This window comes from Pontixanthobacter rizhaonensis (genome assembly GCF_012972675.1).
Lineage (GTDB): Bacteria > Pseudomonadota > Alphaproteobacteria > Sphingomonadales > Sphingomonadaceae > Pontixanthobacter > Pontixanthobacter rizhaonensis.
On record NZ_JABCRE010000002.1, the window covers coordinates 1,310,548 to 1,335,133 of the forward strand.

The 24,586-nt window shown below is 55.8% G+C and carries 26 protein-coding genes and 1 tRNA gene; 8 read left to right on the forward strand and 19 right to left on the reverse strand.

Translation table 11 applies throughout. From position 1 onward, the window contains the following. Positions 1–124: 124 nt before the first annotated feature. The 10 genes from rplS to HKD42_RS06240 all read right to left on the reverse strand — a co-directional run bounded on the left by rplS (position 125) and on the right by HKD42_RS06240 (position 6,437). Positions 125–493, reverse strand: a complete 369-nt coding sequence (gene rplS, locus HKD42_RS06195; protein ID WP_211483497.1) for a 50S ribosomal protein L19 — start codon at positions 491–493, stop codon at positions 125–127. 42 nt (positions 494–535) lie between these two features. Beyond that, positions 536–1,327, reverse strand: a complete 792-nt coding sequence (gene trmD / locus HKD42_RS06200; RefSeq protein ID WP_170012166.1) for a tRNA (guanosine(37)-N1)-methyltransferase TrmD — start codon at positions 1,325–1,327, stop codon at positions 536–538. After that, positions 1,324–1,845 carry a hypothetical protein gene (locus tag HKD42_RS06205; protein WP_170011298.1) on the reverse strand — a complete coding sequence of 174 codons (522 nt, stop codon included), beginning with the start codon at positions 1,843–1,845 and terminating at the stop codon, positions 1,324–1,326. The genes trmD and HKD42_RS06205 overlap by 4 nt, the downstream gene beginning before the upstream one ends. Before the next feature lie 24 nt (positions 1,846–1,869). Then, entirely contained in the window at positions 1,870–2,823 is a 954-nt protein-coding gene (locus tag HKD42_RS06210; protein WP_170011300.1) for a carbon-nitrogen hydrolase family protein, read from the reverse strand. 11 nt (positions 2,824–2,834) lie between these two features. Further along, entirely contained in the window at positions 2,835–3,170 is a 336-nt protein-coding gene (locus tag HKD42_RS06215; protein ID WP_170011302.1) for a hypothetical protein, read from the reverse strand. A gap of 9 nt (positions 3,171–3,179) precedes the next feature. Next, a complete protein-coding gene (gene rimM, locus HKD42_RS06220) occupies positions 3,180–3,686 on the reverse strand; it encodes a ribosome maturation factor RimM (RefSeq protein ID WP_170011304.1) in 507 nt (168 codons plus the stop codon). A gap of 110 nt (positions 3,687–3,796) precedes the next feature. Then, positions 3,797–4,303 (reverse strand): 30S ribosomal protein S16, encoded by a 507-nt coding sequence (gene rpsP, locus HKD42_RS06225; protein ID WP_170011306.1) that lies wholly within the window; start codon positions 4,301–4,303, stop codon positions 3,797–3,799. Positions 4,304–4,357: 54 nt separating this feature from the next. Beyond that, a complete protein-coding gene (gene ffh / locus HKD42_RS06230; protein WP_170011308.1) occupies positions 4,358–5,806 on the reverse strand; it encodes a signal recognition particle protein in 1,449 nt (482 codons plus the stop codon). Positions 5,807–5,939: 133 nt separating this feature from the next. After that, positions 5,940–6,015: transfer RNA gene (locus tag HKD42_RS06235), tRNA-Ala, on the reverse strand. Positions 6,016–6,116: 101 nt separating this feature from the next. After that, positions 6,117–6,437: an FYDLN acid domain-containing protein gene (locus HKD42_RS06240; protein ID WP_170011310.1), complete on the reverse strand. Its 321-nt coding sequence runs from the start codon at positions 6,435–6,437 to the stop codon at positions 6,117–6,119. Positions 6,438–6,665: 228 nt separating this feature from the next. Between HKD42_RS06240 and aroA the strand changes: the two genes are divergently transcribed. From aroA to HKD42_RS06270, 6 genes are all read left to right on the forward strand, one after another. Then, positions 6,666–7,970 carry a 3-phosphoshikimate 1-carboxyvinyltransferase gene (aroA, locus tag HKD42_RS06245; RefSeq protein ID WP_246236878.1) on the forward strand — a complete coding sequence of 435 codons (1,305 nt, stop codon included), beginning with the start codon at positions 6,666–6,668 and terminating at the stop codon, positions 7,968–7,970. Then, positions 7,963–8,235 carry a CBU_0592 family membrane protein gene (locus HKD42_RS06250; RefSeq protein ID WP_170011314.1) on the forward strand — a complete coding sequence of 91 codons (273 nt, stop codon included), beginning with the start codon at positions 7,963–7,965 and terminating at the stop codon, positions 8,233–8,235. Before aroA ends, HKD42_RS06250 begins: the two co-directional genes overlap by 8 nt. Beyond that, positions 8,232–8,852 (forward strand): (d)CMP kinase, encoded by a 621-nt coding sequence (locus HKD42_RS06255; protein ID WP_170011316.1) that lies wholly within the window; start codon positions 8,232–8,234, stop codon positions 8,850–8,852. The genes HKD42_RS06250 and HKD42_RS06255 overlap by 4 nt, the downstream gene beginning before the upstream one ends. A 256-nt stretch (positions 8,853–9,108) precedes the next feature. Then, on the forward strand, positions 9,109–10,815 hold the full coding sequence (gene rpsA, locus HKD42_RS06260; protein WP_170011318.1) for a 30S ribosomal protein S1: 1,707 nt from the start codon (positions 9,109–9,111) through the stop codon (positions 10,813–10,815). Between the two features lie 172 nt (positions 10,816–10,987). Then, positions 10,988–11,743, forward strand: a complete 756-nt coding sequence (gloB, locus tag HKD42_RS06265; RefSeq protein WP_170011320.1) for a hydroxyacylglutathione hydrolase — start codon at positions 10,988–10,990, stop codon at positions 11,741–11,743. A gap of 5 nt (positions 11,744–11,748) precedes the next feature. Beyond that, positions 11,749–12,729, forward strand: a complete 981-nt coding sequence (locus HKD42_RS06270; protein WP_170011322.1) for an NADPH:quinone oxidoreductase family protein — start codon at positions 11,749–11,751, stop codon at positions 12,727–12,729. 86 nt (positions 12,730–12,815) lie between these two features. Here the strand turns inward: HKD42_RS06270 and HKD42_RS06275 are convergent, their stop codons facing one another. The 8 genes from HKD42_RS06275 to HKD42_RS06310 all read right to left on the reverse strand — a co-directional run bounded on the left by HKD42_RS06275 (position 12,816) and on the right by HKD42_RS06310 (position 19,446). Continuing rightward, positions 12,816–13,349: a F0F1 ATP synthase subunit B family protein gene (locus HKD42_RS06275; RefSeq protein ID WP_170011324.1), complete on the reverse strand. Its 534-nt coding sequence runs from the start codon at positions 13,347–13,349 to the stop codon at positions 12,816–12,818. Further along, on the reverse strand, positions 13,342–13,836 hold the full coding sequence (locus HKD42_RS06280; protein ID WP_170011326.1) for a F0F1 ATP synthase subunit B family protein: 495 nt from the start codon (positions 13,834–13,836) through the stop codon (positions 13,342–13,344). The genes HKD42_RS06275 and HKD42_RS06280 overlap by 8 nt, the downstream gene beginning before the upstream one ends. Before the next feature lie 74 nt (positions 13,837–13,910). After that, positions 13,911–14,138, reverse strand: a complete 228-nt coding sequence (locus HKD42_RS06285; protein ID WP_160597915.1) for a F0F1 ATP synthase subunit C — start codon at positions 14,136–14,138, stop codon at positions 13,911–13,913. Positions 14,139–14,180: 42 nt separating this feature from the next. Beyond that, the gene (locus HKD42_RS06290) at positions 14,181–14,939 is read right to left on the reverse strand and encodes a F0F1 ATP synthase subunit A (protein WP_170012168.1); all 759 of its coding nucleotides are present in this window, start codon (positions 14,937–14,939) and stop codon (positions 14,181–14,183) included. Between the two features lie 71 nt (positions 14,940–15,010). Next, complete coding sequence (locus HKD42_RS06295; RefSeq protein ID WP_170011328.1) at positions 15,011–15,346, reverse strand: AtpZ/AtpI family protein; 336 nt, start codon at positions 15,344–15,346, stop codon at positions 15,011–15,013. A gap of 172 nt (positions 15,347–15,518) precedes the next feature. Beyond that, a complete protein-coding gene (locus HKD42_RS06300; RefSeq protein ID WP_170012170.1) occupies positions 15,519–15,905 on the reverse strand; it encodes a YdbL family probable chaperone protein in 387 nt (128 codons plus the stop codon). 26 nt (positions 15,906–15,931) lie between these two features. Next, positions 15,932–16,123, reverse strand: coding sequence for a YnbE family lipoprotein (locus HKD42_RS06305; protein ID WP_246236772.1), 192 nt, complete (start codon positions 16,121–16,123; stop codon positions 15,932–15,934). A gap of 65 nt (positions 16,124–16,188) precedes the next feature. Then, positions 16,189–19,446: an intermembrane phospholipid transport protein YdbH family protein gene (locus HKD42_RS06310; RefSeq protein WP_170011332.1), complete on the reverse strand. Its 3,258-nt coding sequence runs from the start codon at positions 19,444–19,446 to the stop codon at positions 16,189–16,191. Positions 19,447–19,512: 66 nt separating this feature from the next. Here HKD42_RS06310 and radC point away from each other — a divergent pair, with 66 nt between their 5' ends. Beyond that, positions 19,513–20,211, forward strand: coding sequence for a RadC family protein (gene radC / locus HKD42_RS06315; RefSeq protein WP_170011334.1), 699 nt, complete (start codon positions 19,513–19,515; stop codon positions 20,209–20,211). Positions 20,212–20,232: 21 nt separating this feature from the next. Here the strand turns inward: radC and HKD42_RS06320 are convergent, their stop codons facing one another. After that, entirely contained in the window at positions 20,233–23,022 is a 2,790-nt protein-coding gene (locus HKD42_RS06320; protein WP_170011336.1) for a DUF3857 domain-containing protein, read from the reverse strand. A 215-nt stretch (positions 23,023–23,237) separates the two neighbouring features. Here HKD42_RS06320 and purB point away from each other — a divergent pair, with 215 nt between their 5' ends. Continuing rightward, positions 23,238–24,548, forward strand: a complete 1,311-nt coding sequence (gene purB / locus HKD42_RS06325; protein ID WP_170011338.1) for an adenylosuccinate lyase — start codon at positions 23,238–23,240, stop codon at positions 24,546–24,548. The last annotated feature ends 38 nt before the right edge of the window (positions 24,549–24,586 follow it).

The window sequence follows — 24,586 nt, forward strand, 5'->3', positions numbered from 1 at the left end:
TACCTCTCAACATATGTTGCGCGGAACCTAGCGAGCAAACCATCAGCCGCCAAGGCGGCGGCCATAGAAAAAAGGGCGCTCCGGTCTAACCGAAACGCCCTTCTCTAATCCGTTGATCCGAGAATTACTTCTTCGGAGCGTTAACCCGGCGTTCCGCGATACGCGCACGCTTACCAGTGCGGCCACGCAGATAGTACAGCTTCGCACGGCGTACGATACCGCGGCGAACGACAGTGATGCTGTCGACTGTTGGTGAGTAGAGCGGGAACACACGTTCCACACCTTCACCGAAGCTCATTTTACGGACAGTGAAGTTACTGCCCATTTTGCGGTTGCTGCGGGCAATACACACGCCTTCAAAGTTCTGGACACGCTCACGTGTACCTTCAACAACTTTCACACCAACGCGCACGGTATCACCCGCACGAAACTCTGGAATTTCTTTCGTGACCTTGCTGATTTCTTCAGCTTCGATCTGTTGGATAAGGTTCATTGACCTTGTTCCTTCTTCTTCTCGCCGCGCGCCAGAGGCAGGTCAGTCCCGATCACCGATATGGCGATCCCAAAGGTCTGGCCTGCGTAACCGAGTATGATCTTCTGACATTGACTTGCGCCATGCAGCGATCTTCGCATGATCCCCCGATCGCAGCACTTCGGGGATCGTGCGCCCTTCCCATTCCTGAGGTCGGGTATATTGAGGGTATTCCAGCAGTCCTTCCTCGAAAGACTCCTCGGTACCACTCGAAGCCGCGCCCATTACGCCGGGAAGCAGCCGAATGCAAGCATCAAGAATCATCAAAGCCGCTGGCTCTCCGCCCGACAAAACAATGTCGCCAACGCTAACTTCCTCGATCTCGCGGCCCTCGAATATCCGCTCGTCAAATCCCTCGAACCGGCCGCACAAAATTGTGACACCCGGCCCTTCGGACAATTCACGAATACGCGCCTGAGTAATCGGCTTTCCGCGCGGCGTCATGGCAAGGATGGGAATTGTGCACTTCCCGTTCGTGTCGAGCGAAGTCGAGACACCCTTGCCCCCAGCTCCGCCGTCTCTCGACTGCGCTCGAGACGAACGGAGATGTTGCTCGTTCATCTTGGCAGCATGATCGACCGCGCCCGCCAGCACATCGACTTTCAGGACCATCCCAGCCCCGCCGCCCGCAGGCGTGCCATCGACATTATTGTGCTTGTCAGTCGCAAAATCGCGGATCTGGATAGTGTCGAGCGACCACTTCTGCTCCTCCAGCGCCCGTCCCGCGAGCGACAGCCGCAGAGGCCCGGGAAACATCTCTGGGTAGAGAGTAAGGATGGTAGCGGCGAAGGTCATTTTCTTTTGAAGAAACCCCAAACCGCTTTCCAGAACCGTGCTTCTAAAATCATCAATTTTGCAATCCATTCGGGCATTGCAAATTCGCGTTCGAGTGTTTTGGCGTCAACGTTGCGTTTATAAACCGCCGTGACCACTTTGTAGAGTACCCACCCTTCAAACACGAGCACAAAGGCCAGAACAAAATTACGCACATATGCAAGTTCAGCTATCACAAACTGATTGGCCTCGGGTACAATAAGCCGTGCGGAAAACAATCCTAAGCCAGCAACTCCCAACGTGCGGATCAAACGCGGCCTAGTTTCAAGCGACTTGGAGAAAAACATAAAATAACCAAGTGGCACGAACAAGCATAGATCAACCAGAGCGACCCACTCGCTACGAGGGTAATCCTCCCAGTTCAATGACGCCGCAAATGCCCACTCACACGCAATGGCAAGTGGCAGAACAAATAAGAAAAAATATCGCTCGCGAAATTGAAAACGGCCTTTGATGTTTGTCATGATTTCTTCCTCCATCTGATGACGCGCCAAAACTTCGTCTTAGCTCCAACTCACCCCACCCTTCGCGCGTGTATCGACGCTTAGCTCGAACACATCAGGCCGCGAATAGTGACCGTCGGTGTCGAGTGAGGTCAAGTTCGCGCCGATTTCGGACAGGTCGAGGTCAGCGTAGAGGATTTCTTCGCCCTCGCCAGCTTGTGCCAATACTCGCGAGTCCGGTGCCGCGATCAGGCTTTTGCCTTTGTTAAGGACATCGCCTTCAATGGCTTCGATCAGTTCCTTTGCTTCAGCATCGCCGCCAACCCGCTCCAGGCCGTCGAACAGATCATCCTTGGTCTGCACCAGCCCTGCGGCCAGCACGAAACACCGCCCTTCAAACGCATAGTGCCGTGAATTAAGCGCATATTCCTCGCGCACGGTCGGCCAAGCCGCCACATGCACCGCCTCACCCAGATTGTGCATCGCGGCGCGGGCCAGCGGCATCCAGTGTTCCCAGCAAATCAGATTGCCGACTTTGCCCCATTCTGCCTGATGCACGCCCAAGGTCGAGCCATCACCGCGCATCCAGATAAGGCGCTCGCCATGCGTCGGCACCAGCTTGCGATGCGGCAGTGGATCTTCGCCCGGCCGCAGCATCAATTGATTGTTATATAGGCTGGAGCGAACTCGCTCATGCGCGCCGATGGAAATGCAGGCGTCATGCGTATCGCACAGTTCCTGCAAAGGCAGCAGCCGCTCGTCATTGGCAACCACTGCATTGTCGAGCATGATCCGGTGCATCGCCCGCGTGCCGGGATGATCCCACAGCGCCGCCCCGGGTGCTTCATCCAACCATAGCGGATAGCCGCCGAGAAACGTCTCCCCAAAGGCCACCAGTTTTGCGCCTTGTTTGATCGCCTCGCCAGCAAGTTCGACGGCTTTGGTGATCCCATCGCTGATCGCGAGCGGAATCGGCGCGGCTTGAACAATGGCGACAGGGAGAGTTTGGGTCATAGCAACGCCCCCTAGTCAAATATCTTGGGTTCGGATGCCGCATCTCTGTTTTGTTCGCGCCGACGGGTGAAGAAATACGCCGCGGGAAATCCGACCAGAACCGTCATCAACCCAATGCCAACAATCAAAGGCAGCAAGAGAATAACCAGATTGCCATCACCTGACGCGGTGCTGAGTATCGTTCCGATTGGTACCATCATCGGAACCGCCGTTGCCACAAAACCCGCGATCAGGGATCGTTTCTTCCACCCTACTGAGCGAAGAGTTACATCGAGCAAAAAAGCGACCCCGATCGCCAAAACCGCGATCATGACCACACCGAACAAAATTCCGAAAACACTTATCATAGAGGCCTTCTAACCCTCTGCGAAGGCTTCCGCCACCACCAAACGGTTCGCATCCCATTCAGGTACCGCAGCCACTGTCATCGGGATCATGAACTTCTTGCCCGGCTTGCCATCCACTGATGGGCGCTCAATTTCGATCACATCCTGCGCGCCGAAATTTTCAACCGCGCAAATGGTGCCGAGCGGTTCGCCTGTGTCAGACACAGCGGGAAGCCCCAGCAGATCGGCGTGGTAATATTCACCCTCGCCCAGCTCAGGCAGAGTGTCGCGGGGGATAGTCAGAACGGTACTGCGCAAGGCCTCTGCCGCGTTGCGGTCCGTAATTTCTTCAAAACGGGCAACCGCGCCGCCTTTATTGTCGCTACGGATTTTTTTGAGTGTCAAAGCGCCATCATTGAAGCGTTTATGCTGCTTCAATTCGGGCAACCCTGCACCGAATAGTTTCAGGCGAACTTCGCCCGTCACACCAACGGCGCCGGAAACGGCGGCAAGCGTAACTGCATTATCTTCAGACACTCAGTTCCCCTCCCGTTCACGGTAGGGGTTAGGGGTGGGCCCGGCCGGGCGCGTGGTTTGAACACGCGCCCACCCCCGGCCCCTCCCGCAAGCGGGAGGGGGGAAGAGCATCAGCCTTCAGCCTTGTCTTCAGAAGCTTCCTCTGCAGGTGCTTCTTCAGCGGCCACTTCAGGCGCAGCTTCTGCTTCTGGAGCGGCTTCTTCTGCTGCTGGTTCTTCTGCAGGTGCAGCAGCTGCTGCTTTTGCTTCTTCTTCAGCGGCCTTCTTGGCTTCGTCAGCCGCAGCTGCTTTTTCAGCTTTTTCTTCAGCACGCTCGGTTGCTTTTTCACCCGGCTTCGCTTTGTTCGGGTTGTTGCGGGCTGCACGCTCACGGATGCCGGCAGCATCAAGGAAACGCGCGACACGGTCAGAAGGCTGTGCGCCCACGCCGAGCCAGTAACGAACGCGGTCTTCGATCAAAGTCACACGCTTTTCATCGTCTTTGGCAAGAAGCGGATTGTATGTGCCGATCTGCTCCAGATACTTACCATCACGCGGCTTGCGGCTGTCTGCAGCCACGATGCGGTAGTAAGGACGCTTTTTCGCGCCACCGCGCGACAACCGTAGTGAAATTGCCATTGTAGATTACCTTTCGAGTATAAATTCTTGAATTACTTAATATGTTTGATCGGGTTATTTCTTTTTGGGGCCGCCTAAACCGGGAAGTCCGGGGGGTAAGCCGCCCATTCCGCCGCCCATACCTCCGGGCCCGCCCAATCCGGGCATCGCGGCATCCATACCGCCCTTCCCGAACATAGCGCCGAGCCCTTTCAGGCCGCCCATCTTCTTAATCTGTTTCATCGCGCGGGACATTTCCTGATACATTTTCAGCAAACGGTTCACGTCCTGAACTTGCATCCCTGCCCCTGCTGCGATGCGCTTCTTGCGTTTCGCATTCAGCAGCGCAGGATTGCCGCGCTCTTTTGGCGTCATGGAACCAATGATCGCGTCCATATGGACCAAAACCTTGTCATCCATCCCGCTATTGGCGAGTGCCGCCTTGGCTTTCTTCATGCCCGGCATCATGCCAGCGAGCATTCCAAGACCGCCCATATTGTTCATTTGTTGAAGCTGGGTGCGCAGATCATTCAGGTCAAACTGACCCTTGGCCATGCGCTTGGCCATGGCTTCCGCGTCTTCTTCCTTGATCGTCGCAGCGGCTTTCTCAACCAGAGAGACGACATCGCCCATGCCCAGAATGCGGTCCGCAACGCGTTTGGGGTGGAATGCCTCCAGCGCGTCCAGCTTCTCGCCCGTACCGGCAAATTTGATCGGCTTACCCGTGACATGGCGCATAGATAGCGCCGCACCGCCGCGCGCATCGCCGTCCATCCGGGTCAGGATCACGCCGGTTAGCGGAACCTCCTCGGTAAAGCTTTTCGCAACGTTGACCGCATCTTGGCCGGTCAAGCTATCGACAACCAGCAGCACCTCTGTTGGCGCGGAAATACTGGAAACGGCCTTCATTTCGGCCATCAGCGCTTCGTCTACGTGCAGACGGCCAGCCGTATCGAGCAGCAAAACATCGGCGGCTTGCAATTTGGCCGATTCCATTGCGCGGCGGGCAATATCGACCGGCTGCTGGCCAGCCACGATCGGCAAGGTCGCGCATTCGATTTGCTCACCCAGCACCGCAAGCTGTTCTTGCGCGGCCGGACGGTTCACGTCGAGCGACGCCATCAGCGCCTTCTTGCCGTGCTTCTCGCGAATGAATTTCGCGAGTTTGGCGGTCGAAGTCGTTTTACCAGAGCCTTGCAAACCGACCATCATGATGACGACCGGCGGTTTCGCTTCCAGTTCAAGACCGACAGTTTCTTCACCGCCGAGCATTTCGACCAGCTCGTCACTAACAATTTTGACGACTTGCTGGCCTGGCGTGACCGATTTCAGAACATCGGCGCCAATCGCCTTTTCCGTAACCGCATCAATGAAGCGGCGAACAACCGGCAGGGCAACATCGGCTTCGAGCAGAGCAATGCGGACTTCGCGCATCGCATCGCGCACATCCTGTTCTTTCAGCGCACCACGGCCGCGCAGGCCGTCAAAGACGCCGCCTAACCGGTCTGACAAACTGTCGAACATATGTTCTACTCCTATGTTGTTCTCCTAAAAATATAGGAAGACCAACGCCAAATGCCAAAAACGCCGGCGAACGAAACCTCGTTGGCCAGCGTGCGGAGTTCTCAATAGAAAACCGACTTGAACGTAATTTCGATGGTGGAGCCTAGCGGGATCGAACCGCTGACCTCAACACTGCCAGTGTTGCGCTCTCCCAGCTGAGCTAAGGCCCCATTGCCATCGATGTGATCTACACCTTGGTGCAGAGCGCCGCCCTCTATTGATGAGGGCGGCGTATTGCAAGACTTTTTACAGCCGCGCGATTAATTGCAGCTTAGCTTTCAGGTGCTTCGTCGTCACCCTTGCCTTTGGATACCGCCATATCTTCGTTGTCATCACCAAGATCGACATCAGCGTCCGGACGGTTTTCTTCCTCGTCCACATCGCTCAATTCGTCATCAGCCAGATCACTATCGGCTTCGCCGCCCTTCTTCCCGTCATCAAACGGAATCGGCTGCTTGGTCTTAAGAACCGGCTCCGGCTCCCACTCTTCACCGCATTCGATGCAAGTGGCAGGCGAATCTTTGCCCAAATCGTAAAAGCGGGTGCCGCATTTCGGGCAAGTACGCTTTGTACCCCATTCTGGCTTAACCATTGTCATTCCTTGATTGCTGTCCCCACCATCAGCGAGGAGCGATAAATTCAACTGTTCTTTCTGGGATCGGCCCGCATGGAATACAAGAGGCCGGAATCACGTGCGGGCGCGCCTTGCCATAGGGCAATGGCGCTGTCAAAGCGCGCGAGTAACTCTCGCACTTTTCCTGAAAGACGCTTTGTGTCCGATACTTCGATTTCTGGCCCTGACCCCAAACGATTTTCGCCGATGGGCGCGCTGACCGGTACCATTCGGGTTCCGGGTGATAAGTCCATCAGCCACCGGTCCTTGATGTTCGGTGCCCTCGCAATCGGCGAGACAAAGATCAGCGGATTGCTGGAGGGGCATGACGTTATTGCCACGGCAGATGCCCTACGCGCGATGGGCGCGACAATTACACGCAAGGCCGAGGGGGAATGGTCCGTTCACGGTGTTGGCGTCGGCGGTCTGCTGCAACCCACGCAAGCGCTGGATATGGGCAATAGCGGTACGTCTACACGTTTGCTCATGGGGCTTGTCGCCAGTCACGCGATTACCGCCACCTTCATCGGCGATGCCAGCCTGTCTGGCAGGCCGATGGGCCGCGTGATGGAACCGCTGGGCCAAATGGGCGCATCCTTCCAACCCAGTGCCGCATCAAACGGGGGCGGCACATTGCCTTTGATGATGACCGGCCTTCAGCCAGCGGTGCCGATTGAATACCGCCTGCCTGTTGCCAGCGCGCAAGTGAAAAGCGCCGTCTTATTGGCTGGCCTCAACACGCCGGGCATCACAACCGTGATCGAACCAGTGCCGACGCGCGACCATTCGGAGCGGATGCTCAAGGGATTCGGGGCCGATCTGACTGTCGAGGAGGAGGCTGGCGAACGGATCATACGTATTCGTGGGGATGCAGAGCTCAGCCCGCAAACCATAATTGTGCCGAGCGATCCCTCCTCTGCGGCGTTTTTCATTGTTGCAGCGCTGCTTGTCGAAGGGAGCGACCTGACGATTGAGAATGTTGGCCTCAACACCACGCGCGCGGGGCTCATCACGGTTTTGCAGCAAATGGGCGGGCGGATTGATCTACTCAATGAACGCGAAGTTGGCGGCGAACCGGTGGCGGATCTACGCGTCCGGCACTCGGCGCTGACCGGGATCGAGGTTGATCCTGCGATCGCCCCCAGCATGATTGATGAATTCCCGGTCTTGTTCGTGGCGGCGTCGGTGGCCAAAGGCCGCACCGTGACCAGCGGGCTTGACGAATTGCGCGTAAAAGAAAGCGACCGGTTATCCGCAATGGCAGCCGCTCTGACCCTTGCGGGGGCGAAGGTTGAAGAGAGCGAGGATGGATTGGTGATCGATGGCACCGGCGGAGAATTGCTGCGGGGGACTGCCGCACCGGTTACCACCCATCTCGATCACCGGATCGCCATGAGTATGGCCATTGCCGGATTGGTTAGCACAAACGGGGTAGAGGTTGACGATACGCGGCCCATTTCAACCAGCTTCCCGATTTTTGAAGAACTGCTGGCGAGTGCATCAAATGGGTGATTTCACATTACCGCCGCTGGACTGGGCGACTTTGGTTGGCTTCCTCGGGACAATCCTGATCGTGTCCGCCTATGCCTACCTTACCGCGAAGGATGATCCGAACCCATTTGTCCTCCACGGGATGAACTTGTTGGGCGCTATTCTTCTATCTATCTCATTGCTGGTTCACACCAATTTGCCGTCCCTGATACTGGAAGTTATCTGGATCAGCGTTGCCATATGGGGTCTGGCCAAAGCGGTGTTGGCGCGGAGAGCCAAGCCATGATTATCGCTATCGATGGACCAACCGCTTCAGGCAAAGGCACCTTATCCAAAAAACTCGCCGCTCATTTCGGTCTGCCGCATTTGGACACAGGCCTGCTATACCGCGCAGTCGGGCGGCAAGTAATCGTAAATGGCGGCGACCCCGACCATCCGGAGCAGGCATTGGAAGCAGTCGCATTCCCTGATGCGTTGCTGGATGATCCGGTCCTTCGCAACGAGGCCACCGGCAGCCTGGCAAGCCGGGCGTCGGTCCATCCTGCGGTGCGTCAGGCTTTATTTGAACGGCAACGCGCCTTCGCGCTGCAAGATGGCGGCGCAGTGCTGGACGGGCGCGATATCGGCACGGTAATTGCACCCGACGCGGACGTGAAATTGTTCATCACTGCCAGCGTTGCCTCACGCGCAGTCCGGCGCTTCAAAGAGATGGAAGCCAAAGGCGTGTCGATCACTCTTGCTGAAATCGAGGCCGATCTTGAACGCCGCGATGCCCGCGACACTGGCCGCAAAGACGCACCATTGATGGCCGCACCTGACGCCGTCACAATCGACACGTCCGAGCTGGGCATTGAAGACGCTTTCGCTGCGGCACTGGCGGCGGTGGAAGCGGCCACGGGTTAGAGCCGCCTTCCGCTGCAGTTCAAGTTCCAGCGCCAGCGCATTACCGGCCCATTTCGCTTGCTTTTTGCGTCCCCCTCCCCTAGGCGCGCGTCCGTCTGAAGGGTGCGTGCATCCGGAGGGCCTCTATCGCGGCATTCGGCACGATGGAGAGTTTCGGCCCTCTTGGCCCGCAATGGCAATCCCGCCAACGCGGAGAAAAGACCCCGGGAAACAACTCGGCGGCCGGTAAAATTACATATTAGGATACTCCTAACTTATGGCAACTTCAGCCAACCCTACGCGCTCGGATTTTGAAGCGCTTCTCAATGAACAACTTGGCGGTGCAGAAGATGGCGGTTTTGAAGGCCGCGTCGTTAAAGGCACTGTTACAGCAATCGAAAACGGTAAAGCCGTTGTCGACGTCGGCCTCAAAAGCGAAGGCCGCATTGATCTTAAAGAATTTGCACGTGGCGATGAAGGCCACGGCCTGACAGTCGGCGACGAAGTCGAAGTCTATGTTGATCGCGTTGAAAACTCCGATGGCGAAGCCATGCTGTCCCGCGACCGCGCACGCCGCGAAGCTGCTTGGGACAAGCTCGAAAACGAATTCGGCGAAAGCGCCCGCGTCAATGGCCGTATCTTCGGCCGCGTCAAAGGCGGCTTCACTGTCGACCTCGACGGCGCTGTGGCCTTCCTGCCCGGTTCGCAAGTCGACATTCGCCCTGTGCGCGACATTACACCGTTGATGGATATCGAACAGCCGTTCCAGATCCTGAAAATGGATCGCCGCCGCGGCAATATCGTTGTTTCGCGTCGTTCGATCCTTGAAGAAACACGCGCTGAACAACGCAGTGAACTGATCGGTGAACTGGCTGAAGGTCAAGTCATCGAAGGCGTCGTTAAGAACATCACCGATTACGGTGCGTTCGTTGATCTGGGCGGCATTGACGGCCTGCTCCACGTCACCGACATGAGCTACAAGCGGGTTAACCACCCAAGCGAAATCATCGAAATCGGCCAGTCTGTGAAAGTACAGATCGTTCGCATTAACGGTGAAACACAGCGCATCAGCCTTGGTATGAAGCAGCTGGAAAGCGATCCATGGGATGGTGTTGGCGCGAAATACCCAATCGGTGCGAAACTGAGCGGTACTGTCACCAACATCACTGAATACGGCGCATTTGTTGAACTGGAAGCTGGCATCGAAGGCCTCGTCCACGTTTCTGAAATGAGCTGGACCAAGAAAAACGTTCACCCTGGCAAAATCGTTTCGACAAGCCAAGAAGTCGACGTTCTGGTTCTCGAAGTGGATTCGGAAAAGCGCCGCATCTCGCTCGGTCTCAAGCAAGCTCAAGGCAATCCTTGGGAAGAATTCGCTGATAAGAACCCAGTTGGCACCACTGTCACTGGCGAAGTCAAGAACGCGACCGAATTCGGTCTGTTCATCGGCCTCGAAGGCGACGTGGACGGCATGGTTCACATGTCCGACATCGCTTGGGGTATCTCCGGCGAAGACGCGCTGGCGCTGCACCGCAAGGGTGAAGAAGTCCAAGCCGTTGTTCTTGATGTCGACACCGATAAAGAGCGCATTAGCCTTGGTATGAAGCAACTTGAAAAAGGTGCTCCATCAGCAGAAGGCGCCGCTGGCGGCGGTTTGAAGCGTGGCGACGTGGTGACGGTAACTGTGCTCGAAGTTCGCGATGGCGGCCTCGAAGTGCAGGCTGGCGAAGACGGTGCTACCGGCTTCATCAAGCGTTCGGATCTCGGTCGTGACCGTGACGAGCAGCGTCCAGACCGTTTCCAAACCGGCAACAAGTTCGACGCAATGGTTACTGGTTTCGACCGGTCCAAAAAGCCGAACTTCTCGATCAAAGCCCGTCAGATTTCGGAAGAGAAAGAAGCAGTGGAACAGTTCGGTTCATCCGATTCCGGTGCATCACTCGGCGATATTCTCGGCGAAGCTCTGAAAGGCAAAGAAGACTAAACAACCCATGCCGTCATTCCCGCGAAAGCGGGAAACTAGGGTGGCTAGGTAATCACCTAAAACTCTGGGTCCCCGCTTTCGCGGGGATGACGAGAGTTTGAATAGGAGGCCCGCTTGCTCAAATGAGTAAGCGGGCCTTTCTTCCTTTGGGGGACTGTCCTACACTGGCTGGATGATAGAGATTCACCAATTCCCCTGCCTGTCCGACAATTACGGATTCCTTGTTCACGACCCTGCCAGCGGTCAGACCACCTGCATCGATACTCCCGATGCTGATGTTTATCTGGCGCAGGCAAAAGCCAAAGGGTGGAAGATCACCCATATTTGGAACACCCATTGGCACCCTGATCATGCTGGCGGGAACGACGCGATTAAAGCAGCGACGGGATGCACCGTCATCGCACCTGCGGAAGTGAAGCAGATTACCCAACCCGATCAGGTCGTGGCGCATGGTGACACCGTGTCTTTGGGTGCATTCATAGCAAACGTCATCGATGTGAGCGGCCATACAAATGGGCATATAGCCTTCCACATTCCGGAAGCTGGCGTCGCCTTTGTCGGTGATGCGGTGTTCGCGCTGGGCTGTGGCCGTATGTTTGAAGGCACGCCTGAACAGTTTTGGGGCAGTCTGGAGCGGATTAAAGCTCTTCCCCCTCAGACCATCCTCTATTGCGCGCATGAATACACACAGGCCAACGCGAAGTTTGCGGTTCACGCTGATCCAGACAATGCGGCCCTTGCCGAATATGTGGCTGAGATCGAACGCAAACGGGCTGAGGATACGCCCACCGTGCCAACCGACCTTGCACGCGAATTGGCGACCAATCCGTTCCTGCGGGCCGATGACCCGGCGCTCATGGCAAAATGGGGCGGCGCAACACCGGTAGAAACCTTTGCCGCGCTGCGTGCGGGTAAGGATAATTTCTGACCTTGATGAAGGCCCTACAAGTCAGCTCGCTTTCATCTGATCTTTCGGGATGCGGTCTGGTGGATGTTCCAATTCCCCAACGCAAAGACGGGGAAGTCCTCGTCCGCATCCATGCGGCTTCGCTGAACTTCCCTGATCTCCTCATGACGCGCGGAGAGTACCAATTTAAGCCGGAACCGCCGTTTATCGCCGGAATGGAGCTGGCTGGTGAAGTGATCGAGGCGGACGCGGATAGCGGTTTCTCGGTCGGGCAACGCGTAACGGGCGGCGCGAAAACCGGCGGGATGGCTGAATATGCAAGTGTTCCTGTGCGGAACCTGCGCCCTGCCCCTGACGCACTCACTTACGCCCAAGCCGCTGCGCTCGGGGCTGCCTACACCACTGCCTATACTGCGCTGGTCGAACTGGGTGATCTAAAGGCCGGGCAATCTGTGCTGGTTCACGGCGCCAGCGGCGGAGTCTCGTTGGCGGCCATCGATCTGGCGAAACACATGGGTGCAGTGGTTATTGCGGCAACCGGTTCACCAAACAAAATGGAGCGGATCACAGCGCTCTATAACCCTGATCATACTATTGAAAGCAACGGGCGTTTCCGCGAGCAGATCAACGATCTTACACACGGGAAGCTCTGCGATCTTGTGCTCGATACTGTCGGCGGCGATGTGTTTGACGAAAGCACCCGCTGCGTGACCTTTGGCGGCAAATTGCTCGTGGTTGGCTTTGCCGGTGGCCGGATCGCAGAAATCGCAACCAACATCCCGTTGATCAAAGGATTTTCTGTCGTTGGAGTACGCGCGGGGGAATATGCGCGCCAATTCCCGGAACGCGGAAAACGGATTGCAGCGGCTGTCTCGGCCCTAGCCGAAGAAGGCGCTATCAACCCTGCAATCGACCGCACCATACCACTGTCCCAGTGGCGCGATGCATTTACGGCAATGGACCACCGGGAGCTGGTGGGCAAAGTCATCCTCACCCCCGGAAGCTAAGTTCAGCTCAGCCAAGCAAGCACTCTGCCAAAACGCAAAAGGGCGACCCTATGGCCGCCCTTTATGCTTGTTCAAATTGTGAAGGCTTAGATGCCGGCAATCACCTGATCAGCCAGCTTGCCATCAGCGCTCGCGTCATGCTTCTTAGCAATCAGCTCTTGTGCGGCAATCGTAGCGGCCGATGCCGCAGCAGCACGAACTTCGTCAACAGCATCGCGTTCAGCGGCAGCGATTTTATCTTCCGCCATTTGTTTGCGGCGCGCGACCATCACTTTGCTGTCTTCTTCCGCTTTCACGACAATCGCGTCAGCTTCTTTTTGAGCGTTATCGAGCATTGCACTCGCGTCTTTTTCAGCATTCGCAATTTTGGCGGCATATTCATTGCGCAAAGCTTCTGCCTCTGCGCGCAGCTTTTTGGCTTCGTCCAATTGCTCGCGAATGGCAGCGATTTTGGCATCGAGGCCGCCTGTGATCATGCCCGGAACTTTCTTCCACAGCATCACCAAAATCAGCACCAGCATCGCCACAGAGACAACCTGATACGGCTCCATACCCCACAGGGTCGGACCTACGGCCTCTCCGTCTGCCCCAGAAGCGAGGATCAATAGCGTGTTATGCATTGGTCATAGCTTTCTTTACAGCAGTCTTCGCCACGGCTGCGGTTACTTTGACACCTGCCAATTGCTTGACGATATCCTGTGCAGCCTCAGCAGCAACGCCTTCAACCTCTGCCAGTGCAGCCGTGCGGGCTTCTGCAATCTCGGTAGCGGCTGTTTCCAGCTTGGTATCGAGACGCTTTTGCGCCGAAGCGAGTTTCTTTTCACTCTTGGCGGCAGCATCAGCCTTAGCCTTAGCCACCAACGCCTGTGCAGCAGCGCGATTTTCATTCTCGCGCTTGCGCCAAGCCTCTTCTTCATCGTCTGCTTGAGCGCGTGCCGCTTCGGCGGCAGCCAGATCGCTAGCGATCTGATTGTCGCGCTCGGCAACAGTATCCATGACCCGCGGAACCATACCGCGGCCCACAACAAAGAAGACAAACCCAAAGGTCACCAGCAACCAGAATATCTGGCTGGAATAGGTTTCCATTATCTGAGCTATCTGAGGCATAGGATCGGATCCCGGCGTTTAAGCGGACAAAGAATATGTAGCGGGGCCAGAAAACCGGCCCCGCTGCAAAAAAATTAGGCTACGAAGATCAGGATCATCGCAACAACGAATGACAGCAGGCCGAGAAGCTCAGCAGCCGCGAAGCCGATGAACAAACGTCCTTGCTGACCATCAGCTGCGCCTGGGTTGCGAAGTGCGCTCTCAAGGAACGAACCAAATACGTTACCCACACCGATAGCGGCCATACCAGCACCGATAGCTGCCAGACCCGCGCCGATGAGCTTTGCTGCTTCTGCGTCCATTGTAATAACTCCTTACGAAAATTCTAAATGTTGATCAGTAACTTAGTGAAGATTCTCAGCATCGTTGATGTACAAGGACGTCAACAAAGCAAAAACATAGGCCTGAATGCCGGCGACCAAGATTTCCAAGGCGCTAATGCCGATCATCAAGATGAAACTGGGGATGCCGACGAGAGCAGCAAACTCTGGCCCGGCATTGGTGCCGTCGATAACGAAGCTCGACAGGACTTTCAACAGCACGTGGCCCGCCATCATCGCGACAAACAAACGCAGCGCAAGACTGAATGGGCGCACCAAGAACGAAATCAATTCGATCGGGAAGATGATCGGAATCATCGGCAGCGGCGTACCGTGCGGCACGAACAGGCTGAAAAAGTGGAAACCATGCTTCCAAAAGCCAACAATCAGAACAATCGCGAAGCTGATAATCGCGAGAACGCCGGTGACTGTGAAGTGGCTTGTAAAGGTGAATGGGTGAAGACCCACAATTCCGATGGGCAGCAGGCCCAACAGGTTGGCGAACAGGATGAACATGAACAGGCTAAAGATGTAGGGTACATATTTGCGCCCCTCTTTGCCAATATTTGCTTCCAGCATATCGTCGATGAAGCCGGTTGCGGATTCAACCATCATTTGCCAGCGGCCAGGCACGAGCTCTCGCTTCATGCCGCCTGCGACAAATAACGTCAGCAAAACGGTTGTAATTGCCATCCACAACGCGCTGTTCGTAAACGCGATGTTGAATCCTGCGAGTTCCCAACCACCAGAACCCATCAAGGGTTCAATGGTGAACTGGTGCATCGGATCGACTTTGCCTTCTTCGGCTGCCACGTCTGAAACGTCCCTGCGCGTAAAGAACAATCGCCTTCGGTTTATTCACCTTGCGGTGGATCACCCGACTGCGTGTTCGCCATTCGGAAAATGTTCCTGAAAGCCACGCCTATTCCGAGGAACAGACCGACCAACAGACCCCAGGGTGATGTACCGGCAAAGTAATCAATCGTTCCGCCAATAACCGTTCCACCGAGAAGCCCACCAAGTAAATCCGCCAATACCCTGTTTCCGCTGCGATAATTCGCATCAGTCCCAGATACTTGCGGCCGGTTGCGTACTTCTTCACGCTCTCGTGCAGCTTTAAGCCGCGCTTCGAGCGCATCAATGCGCGCATCCTCGGCGATGGGTTCCCGTGCGGGCTTCTCGTCGCTCATGCCGTTTTCCTCCATCAGGGTGCTCCTTAATAGGGGTCAGCGGCACGGGCAAATAAGCTGCCCGCCGAGGGCGAGGCCCCTTTAGGCAGGGGGCGTTTTCAAGTCAACTAGTGTGATGCTGCAACTGCGAAATTATCAGCAATTTTTGTAAGCATTCAATGGCGAAGACGCGTTACACGCCTGCACAACGGCCGTCGCGCAGCGGCGGAGAGCTTGTCCGCGTTTGCCAGCTACCGTCGGGCGCTTGATATTTTTCACCAGGTACAGTTCGCGAAATCGCGATACAACCAGAGGTGAAGGCGTATTCTTCAACGGTGGCACCCTCGGCACTCGCGCGCTGGGTATAAACAGCCCGGCGTTTGATATTGATCTGCTTCACCAAGCGATCGAGATTCGCGTTGGACGCTCCGACCACGGCGAGATAGCCATCCATCTTCTCGCCAACTTGGCCCGCAGACCGCGCCGCAGCATAGGCCGGGTCACGCTGCGCATAGGCAGTCCCAGCAATACCAGTCAGCGCCAGAGCGGCAGCGGTTGCAATCAAAATTGGCTTCTTCATCATTACGTCCTTTTTCACAAATATCTTCAGAAGATATCTGCGTTCTCATCAATCGTATTGCCCGCATCCTCTGCGAGCCGGTAAATCACTTCCTGCGTAATATTGATGTTCAATTCGATAACGATGGGTTCGCTGGGTGCATTCACATTGATACACCCGCCCAGCGCGCTCAAACCGGCAACCAATGCCGTCGCAGTAGCGATCTTCCTATAGTCCATGCGGCCTGCCCCTATCATTGCGATTCTTGTCGCATCCGGTTTGGCATAGGTCAATCTGGTACCCCTCATGGCATTATCTCACTGTCTGAAGTCTGAATGGACGGTTCACTGGGCCGTACAGCATTGGTTTGGTCGATGATGTCGGGTGAAGACGGGATGTTGGGATTAGATGGATCGGCCGGCGCCGGTTCTTGCGGCGCAGCAATCGGGTTACCGTCTGGGCCGACCAGCCCCAGATCGCGCGGGTCGCGCTGGGTCGATGGATCATAAATCGACTGATACGTGCCCAACAATTTATAAAATGGCGCCCGAATGTTCACATTGAGCCGAATCGGCAAGTCAGCAATCTGCCGGGTAATAAAGTTCTGCTCAGTGCCCTTACCTTGTTTCACACCATCAAAACGCACGCGCGTAACAATGTCGCCCGTCAGTGCACCTTCCATACCGATCTGCATGGTTTCGTAATCGAGGCTGCGCAGCGTCTTAAACGCGTAGTTCGCAATCGGCGATAGATCCTCATAGGTCAGCTCGCCAACATAAGAGACCGTGCCGCCAGGCGCCCGCGATTGCAGAACACCGCTTTCAATCTTGCCGAAGCCCAGCTCGTCAAACACGATTTGGAGCGAGCCGTCGAAAATACCGGTCGCCGACAAATTCCCAAGCTCCAGATCCTCGACAAACAATGCAGCATCGAGCGCGTCGACTTCCAAAATATAGCGGCGCTCTTCCGCGGCCGCCAAATTCAGCTGTGTGGGCCTCAATTTCAGCGTGCCGCCCATAAAGGGCCATGACCCGCCGGTGACTCCCAGAAACTGGCCATCATTCAAAGAAAACCCGATGATACCGTCTCGTGCTTCAATACCCGGATTGATCGATGCAATAAAAATTTGCTGATTGGGCGCTGTTGTCAGACTGAGCAAATCAGTGAACTCGACCTCTCCTCGAGCGCCCTTAACCGGGCCAAAAACCGCTGCAAAATCAAGCGCGTCGGAGAAAAACCTGCCAAAGCTCGACACATCTTCGGGATTCCAATCGATGCGCCCCTTCCCGGCCACTGCGCCGCTGACATTTGCGACAACACCCAATGCCAGATCTGTCAGTTGATCGGGTTGCAGCCCTTCGTCGAACTGCAAACGATCGACGTTGATGTTCGCAAACCCCACTGCTGATCCCAGATCATGCCGGATATCAACCCTGCTGATTTCCCGCTGGCTGGCGGGATGGCGCAGGGTAGCGTCAGCGTTTATCATATTATCAAATAGTGTGAGCGACCCTCCTTGCACCGACAGAGGTTCAAAGCGGGCAAATTCATTCCGGTCAGTTATCGTGAAAGCTGCGTCAGAAATTGTCAGAACATCATCGGCATAGGCCCACTCCCCCGCCGTCTCGCTAATATCGAGCGGGACAGCGAATAGCTGGATATCTGCATCTGTGAAACTGCCCGAGATGGTATCCCTAAAGTTCGCCGTTAGATCGGTCACAGCGAACCGGTTTGCTTCAGCTGCTGGACCCAGAACAACTTCGACAGCCTTGGCCTTGGCAATTCCGGGATAGGCGATACCAACCGGTCCACTCGACATCGCAATATCGGTATCGGCCAGTTTGCCATTAAGGACCAGCGATGATGTTCCGGCCGCAATCCGCAATCCCTGCGCATCTTGCCTCACGATAGCACCGCCGGGCGGAGGGCACAGCGTCAGGCCTCGGCTGGCTAAGTCCAAACTGGCGAAACTGAGCGAATCGAATGACACCGAAGTGCAGGATCGCCAGAGGCTTAACCCATTGGCATATGCCCAACTGCCTTGCAGCGGCACGGTTAAATTGCGCGCCGCCCCGCCCGGTAGAATGCCATTGGCCAATATCGCGCCATCAAAGCGCACAGCACCTTTGCTTTGTTCAACCAGAAGTTCGGGCAACTCGATCCAGTTTTCACCGGCGGCGTAACGCTGCATTTTTAAACGGAAGATCGAGCTATCGCTGCCGTGCTGTTCCATCCGGCCAGCGATAGCGGGCAAGCCGCCACCGCCCATCCGGAAATTGCCAGATACGCGTGCCTCGCGGCCAGACGCTTGGCGATATTCGATTCTGGAGAGGGAGAGCACGTCGCCCCCGCGATCATTGCGCACAGCCCCCTGCGGCATCACCAGACTGAGGCCGCCTTGATCATTTCGTGCATTCAGCAGACCGGTGAAACTGGCACCGCGCAATTGGGCGCGCTGCGCGGTATCGAACTTTGCCAATAGCGGTTCAAGCAATGTACCGGCCACTGGCGCAGAATAGCCCCCCAAAAGGCCAGAGATCGCAGGCCCAACATCAATAGCTGCGGCGGCCAGGTTCGCTTCGACTTCTGCGCTGCGATACCCGTCGCGCAACCGGGCCGTACCATCGACCGCGAAACTCCCGATGCGCGCTTGCCGAACGCTGAGCCGGGCCGCTTGCAAATCAAACGATGCAGTCATCGTTTCAGAACTTGCGGTCAACTTTACCGGGCCAGCAATAGAATCGCCCAATGCGTCTGCTACGGAAAAAGCGCCGGTCTCAAGCGATGCCGCCAATTCGACCTGCGCAAAAGTCGGATCGACCGTCAGATCAATCGACGCGTCTGCTGTATCGGCCCGAACACCCGCATCGCGGCAATTAAGTTCCCGAAGCCTGACAGGACCATCCAGTGATAGCGCACCGTCTGCTGTCGATAATTGCCCGTAAAGAGTGGCAGTCCCTGCAGAACAACCAGAGATTTGGACTTCTGGCGCAGTCACCGCTGCTATACCTGCAAAGCCATCATCCAGCCCACCAGCCCCGTCAACTTTCCAGCCGATCCGGCCAAAATCGGTATCCAGCAGGCCGCGTCCATCAATCACTGTCGCATCAAGATCCGGCAAGCCGGGCGGTGCGTCGCTCTCCGCAAATAGAACAGGGTCAAGGCTGCCAAAGCTCATCTGACCGTCGGAGTAGGTTCCGTAAAGCCGGGGCTTTGTGAGAACGATCTTACCCAGTTCAGGCGCCCCAAACCCATAGACAAGCTCGACCTCGACCTTTTCAATTGTCAAATCCGGATCGGATGGATCGCCAACCACGATATTGGTCAAAACCTGGCGGTCAGCAGAAATTTGTTCGACATCGTAGGAAGCGGGAAGATCGAGCTTCGCCAGTTCATCACCAATCAGATCGCGGGCTATGTCCTCGCGAGTGAACCACCCCAGCAAGGCGGCGCCAATCACGAAGCCGAGCAGCAGAAATGCCAATCGCCGCAGCAACTTGCGCTTTTTCGGGCGCACGCTTTCTGTTGCGATATCGCCGTCAATGTCGGATGAAGCTGGCATTGCGGCTTATTTGCGCGGTACAGCCAATAAAGGCAATGCGTGGTCGCTGCCCAAACAGGATAAATTGTGCCCGAGACACGTGAAACAGCAACGAAACATAGCGGGACAGGCCACCGGTCCCGTTTGCGCACACGATTGCTCGACGGCGGGGCAGAGGCGCTGGCTGATTATGAAGTGCTGGAATATCTTCTGTTCGCCGCAATAAAACAGGGCGATACGAAGCCGGTGGCAAAGGCGTTGATTGACCGGTTTGGATCTTTAGCAGCAGTGCTAAATGCGGATGCTAAAGCGCTCCAGAGCGTGAAAGGTGTTGGCGAGACGAGCGCGGCGGCGCTCAAAAGCGTCGCCTTGGCCGCACGGCGTATGGCGCGCGGTGAGATCAATCAAAAGCCGGTTTTGGGAAGCTGGCAAGCGCTGCTCGATTACCTAACCATCGACATGGCCCATCTAACGGTCGAGCGTGTTCGGGTTCTGTATCTCAACACCCAAAACAAGCTGATCCTGGACCATCACGTTGGCGACGGTTCGATCGACGAGGCAGCAATCCACCCGCGCGAAGTCATCCGGCAAGGATTGGATATAGGAGCCACAGCGCTGATCCTCGTCCACAACCATCCCAGCGGCAATCCGGAGCCCAGCCGCGCTGATATTCAGATCACGAACCGCATTGCAGAAGCCGGCAGGCTTCTGGGGATCGTGGTCCATGATCATGTTATCATCGGGCGCGACGGCCATGTGTCTTTGCGAGCGAAAGGCCTGATTTAAACGGCTCTGGCCGTGCGACTGTCAAAGGTCCGGATTTATCCCAAAATTGGTATAGTATCGTTGCAATTGCGGCGACTGGCGCAGCGCCGATTCTACCAATTTTCGCCCTTCTTTGTCCCCGCGTTCCATCAAGATAACGCCTCGTAAATAGCGCGAGGCCGACATCCCCGGTGCGAGCTTTAGCGCAGATTCCAAATCAACGAGCGCAGCATCATAATCGCCTTTGGCGTAATGAACCATCGCGCGGCTATCCAACAAAGATGCTGGATATTGGGTTCTTTCAAGCGCCCGATTGCAATGCGACATGGCATCATCCAAACCCGTTCTAAAGATGCCCCTGTACCAGCAACTGGCGTTGAGCAGGATTGAGCTTTCGGGTTTCTCAATCAGCCGCTCTTCCAGCATCGCCAAGCCCATATCCAAATCACCAGCGAGCCCCAGAACAAAGGATTGGGCGTCCACAAACCCGTTACGTTCATCTTCCGAAACAGGCAGCAATTCCAGCAATTCTAACGCCCCGTCACTATCCCCGTTGCGGGCCATTATTTCTGCTTGGAAATAGGCCGTGTCATTCGTTGGGGAAAGTTCATAGGCCGATTGGATATTCGCAATCGCTCCGCTGAGATCGTCCAGAGCAATCAGGACATTAGCACGGGACAGGAACAAGTTCGCTGTCGGTTTTTCTTCAATAATCTGGTCCAGGTCACGAAGCGCATTGTCATAATCGAACACCACGCGGAAAAAATTTGCGCGCGATTTTAATGCCGAAAAATCATCCTCATCTGCTTTCTCGACGGCAACAGTATAGGCATCTTGTGCCGCCTTGGTTCTTTTCCGAAGATCTGCTGTGCTCAAATCCCACCGCCAAACGGCATCATCCGGCGCGTTGAGCGTCAGATCCGATTTGGAAATCCGCAAGGCTGCACGGCGGTGTACAGCCAAGTCTCCCACCGCAATTTCACCCAATTGCCGAATAGTTTGTTCTTCGACCCTGATCTCACCGTCCAACAAGTTGGCGTTGCGCAACAACCGAGTGGTCGCAAAACTGTCATTGAATTGCTCGACACCGGAAAAGGTGAAACCTTGGCCGTTCTGGGGCAAAAGAACACGAGTGTTGCTATGCTCCCGGTACGAACCATCGGTCGCCACCGGTATCCCACGCCATTTGCGTTGAACCCTGTTGGGCGCGAACGATACGTCATCCGCAGATGCGACATCCAATGTCATCTCGCCGCGTTCAAACTCGAACATCGAACTTGATACACCTTTGACAATGATGGTGCCGACAGCCTCCTCTTCATCATACGACAAAGAAACCGACGTCACTTGTGCGCCCAATTCGCTGCTCTCGCCGAAGCTTTCTCCGATCCCTTTAATGACTTCCGGATCACCTTCATCGACAGCGGCCTGAATGCCAGTACCCTGAGCGCCTGATATACTGATTGCCATGCTGAACAGCGCCGGCAGGTCGATACCAGCGGTGTGATCAAAGACTACATCGGCGGACATATCCGGGAATGCACGGGGACGCTGCTCCATCTTCGCCAGATCAGCACCTTCTGGACTGAGCGTCAGCGCATAATGAAACGGCGGAACATTGGCTAAATTGTTCAGACGCGTGGCGGTACTTGTCCCGTCGAGCCAATAATCGACCCCGTCGATGCTCGCTTTGACAATCATGTGATCGAAATTGGCGGGCATAGGCAATAAATCAGGCAGCGCATCACCGCCTTCGGAGGCGACGAGCACAACATCCGCCTCGACCCCCAATTGGCGAAGGACAGCCATCAGAAGAACCGATTTGGCTTTGCAATCACCATACCGTTTTTCCCATGTTTCCTCCGTCGTTTGGGGAAGATAGTTTCCGCCATCCAATCCGTTGAGAAGATAACTGACCTGGTCCTGCACCAGCCGAACAGCCAAAGCCGTCCGTTCAAGCGGATCGTCGGTCGCGGCAGCGATCGTGGCCGCTTCTGCTGACAATTTGCCACCCGGCACTATAGTGGCTGCTTGGGTAAAATGCGGCTCCATAACCATTGAAAGCTCTTGCCAGCTTTCAAAGCTGCCTGCGCGCAGCACATAGGGCCGGCTGAACCGGGATGGTGCATCGCCGGGCATATCATCCCGTTCGGCCAGCGGTAGTTCAACATTCAGAAAATTGTAGCCATCCCGCACGACGGGATCGGGCAGAATAACGGCCGCCTCCGCCCGAAACGCGATGTCGGATCCCACCGGCCAGCTCATAATCGCGCGGGCCTGCCCCACCCTCCACGGTTCTGAGGGCAAATATTGCAGGGCCTGGACTTCTTCGCCCAAAGCTTGGTCCGACAAAGTAATGCTGTGGGCGACGCGCAACACGTCTCCTTCCTGCAGACCGGGCACAGCCACTGTCGCAGTTAACCTGCCATCGAGCAGCCTGCTCTCCAGCCCTTTTTCCCGCCGGATGATATCAAATTCTACCCCTTGGGCAGCAAGATCGATAATTTCGCCTTCCCGCAAAATTTCAAAGCGGTGGATGAAAAGGTCCCCTTTGTCCGGAGCCCAAGTGTATTGAAGAGTGCCCTCGTCACGCAAAGAAGTCGGATTATCAATCCGCACAACACGATCACCATATTCATGGACCATGCCGCCATCCAACCGGTGTTGCCAATCATACAAAATGTCAGACGGGCCGCTATCAATTGTTGCGGGATCAATAGTAGCTTCTACCACCCAGTCCGGCGTAGCTTCATATTGGACTTCCTCGCCCGCATATGCCGGGGCAGAAATTGCTACCAGTGCAAAGGCACTGATACCGCTGAATTTATACATAAAAGTCCCTGTTTGAATGGCGTATGGGTAGCGTACAGATTGGCACGGCCAATGCAATCGGAACCACCCGCTATTCTTTCTGCTGACACGCTATGAAAATCGTGGCTGACAAACGCTTTACCCGATAGTCTTGGCGCGCCACTTGCCAACACACCGTTGCCCGCTTAGCCGCTGCCCCAGCACATCCTCTAAGATTCGCCTGTTACGGAGTTACTATGGTCCCGCGTTATGCCCGCCCCGCAATGTCCGCCATTTGGGAACCGGAGGCACGCTTTCGCATCTGGTTTGAAATCGAAGCCCATGCGACAGAAAAACTGGGCGAACTGGGTGTAGTGCCGAAAAGCGCTGCCAAGGCTTTGTGGGACTGGTGGGCGACAGAGCCCGAAATTGATGTTCCGGCAATCGATGCCATTGAAGCAGTCACTAAACATGATGTGATCGCGTTTCTGACTTGGGTTGCAGAGCAAGTCGGTGACGAGGCCCGCTTTATGCACCAGGGCATGACGAGTTCAGATGTGCTCGATACAACTCTGGCGGTTCAGCTCGCCCGATCTGCGGATATTCTGCTGGAAGATTTGGATCTATTGCTAGCCGCGATCAAAAGGCGTGCGGAAGAACACAAATACACCCCGACAATCGGGCGTAGTCACGGTATCCACGCAGAGCCTGTGACGTTCGGCCTCAAACTCGCACAAGCCTATGCCGAATTTGACCGTTGCAAGACGCGCCTGATCGCGGCCCGCAAAGAAATCGCAACCTGTGCAATTTCAGGTGCAGTCGGAACTTTCGCCAATATCGACCCCAGCGTTGAGGCCCATGTGGCCGACAAGCTCGGTTTGGAAATCGAGCCAATCTCTACTCAAGTCATTCCGCGTGACCGGCACGCCATGTTCTTCTCTGTCCTAGCAGTAATCGCTGGTTCTATTGAACGGGTTGCGGTCGAAGTTCGGCATTTGCAGCGTACTGAAGTGCTGGAAGCTGAAGAATATTTCTCGCCCGGTCAAAAAGGGTCGAGCGCGATGCCGCATAAGCGCAATCCGATCCTGACTGAAAACCTGACCGGCCAGGCGCGGATGATCCGCGGATATGCGATGCCAGCGCTTGAAAACGTGGCTTTGTGGCATGAGCGGGATATTTCCCACTCATCGGTAGAGCGCTTCATTGGGCCAGATGCGACCATTACGCTCGACTTTGCGCTGGGCCGGTTGACAGGCGTGATCGATAAACTGCTGATCTATCCAGAGCGGATGCAGAGGAATATGGACCGCATGGGCGGCCTGATCCATTCGCAGCGCGTGCTGTTGGCACTGACTCAAGCAGGCGTGAGCCGCGAAGATGCATATCGTTTGGTACAGCGCAACGCGATGAAAGTGTGGGAATCGGATGGCGCCATGTCGCTGCTCGATCTGCTGAAAGCCGATAGCGAAGTCACAGCGGCGCTTTCCGATGCAGAAATCGAAGCAAAGTTCGATCTCGATTATCATTACAAGCAGGTCGATCACATTTTTGACCGGGTATTTGGTTGAGGTCATACCGGCCTAAGGTGGCAAGGGGGGCAGCGAGT